The organism is Streptomyces sp. WELS2 (genome assembly GCF_013870595.1).
GTDB lineage: Bacteria > Actinomycetota > Actinomycetes > Streptomycetales > Streptomycetaceae > Streptomyces.
On the sequence record NZ_JACBWZ010001279.1, the window covers coordinates 1 to 1,247 of the forward strand.

A 1,247-nucleotide genomic window follows, 5' to 3' on the forward strand; every position below is an offset into this window, starting at 1 on the left:
GCCTCGGTCAACGCGACGCGGTGCGTGGTCCGGTCGAACAGGGGCACCCCCAGCTCGGTCTCCAGCCGGCGGATCGCGCGGGACAGCGGCGGCGGGGAGATGCCCAGCCGCTCGGCGGCGCGGGCGAAGTTGAGTTCCTCGGCCACGGCGACGAAGTAGTGCAACAGCCGGGAGTCCACCCCGCACCCCCTCAGCTCGGTATTGCCCTGAGGGTAACAACCCTGAGCCGGCCGGTCCTTCAGTTCCCGGCACCCGGCGGGCAGGCTCGGGCACGTCTTCTTCCGCTCGTCGAGCAGACCCTCGCAGACCCTTTCCGGAGCCCTCATGATCCTCGTCACCACCCCTACCGGCCGGATCGGCGGCCAGGTCCTCGCCTCCCTCCTCGATGCCGGGGACGCGGCGGGACCGGTGCGCGTCGTCGTCCGCGACCCCGCCCGCCTGTCCTCCCGGGTACGCGACCGCGTGGAGGCCGTCACCGGCTCGCACGCCGACCCCGATGTCATGGCCAAGGCGTGCGCGGGCGCCGACCGGGTGTTCTGGCTGGTGCCGCCGTCGCTCACCGCCCCCAGCGTCGAGGGCCACTTCGGCGCCTTCACCCGGGCGCTCGTGGACGCGATCACGGCACAGGGCGTCGAGCGGGTCGTCGCCGTCTCCACCCTCGGCCGCGGGGTGGCCCGGCACGCCGGGCAGATCTCCGCCTCGCTGGCCGCCGACGACGAGATCCGGGCCACCGGCGTGCACCACCGGGCGCTGTGCCCGCCGTACCTGATGGAGAACCTGCTCGCCCAGGCCGCCGCCCTGCGCGACGCCGGTGAGCTGACCATGGCGGTGGCCGGCGACCGGGTGCTGCGCACCTGCGCCACCCGGGACATCGGCGCCACGGCGGCCCGGCTGCTGCTCGACGGCACCTGGACCGGCCAGGCCGACGTACCGATGGTGGGCCCCGACGACCTGACGCCCGAGGGCATGGCGCGGGTGGTGTCCGAGGTGCTGGACCGGCCGGTCCGCTTCCGCCGGGCCGGTGCCGAGGAGCAGAAGGCGGCGCTCCTGCGGTACGGCGCCACCGACGGCGCGGCCCAGGGCCTGGCCGACATGATGCGGGCCCTCGACGGCCAGGACTTCTACGGCGCCGGCGTGCCGGTCACCCCCGACACCGCGCCGACCGGCTTCCGCCGCTGGTGCCAGGAGGTGCTGAGGCCCGCCGTCCTCGGCTGAGCCCGCACCTCAGCGCTCCAGCAGCATCCGCT

The 1,247-nt window shown here is 75.1% G+C and carries 2 protein-coding genes; one reads left to right on the forward strand and one right to left on the reverse strand.

Going from position 1 to position 1,247, the window contains the following annotated elements:
• Positions 1-326, reverse strand: a 326-nt coding sequence (locus H5J33_RS36910; protein ID WP_220213052.1) for a LysR family transcriptional regulator, incomplete at its 3' end; no start/stop codon positions are given.
• Here H5J33_RS36910 and H5J33_RS35715 point away from each other — a divergent pair.
• Positions 325-1,215: an NAD(P)H-binding protein gene (locus H5J33_RS35715; RefSeq protein WP_181798784.1), complete on the forward strand. Its 891-nt coding sequence runs from the start codon at positions 325-327 to the stop codon at positions 1,213-1,215. The genes H5J33_RS36910 and H5J33_RS35715 overlap by 2 nt on opposite strands.
• Positions 1,216-1,247: the final 32 nt, after the last annotated feature.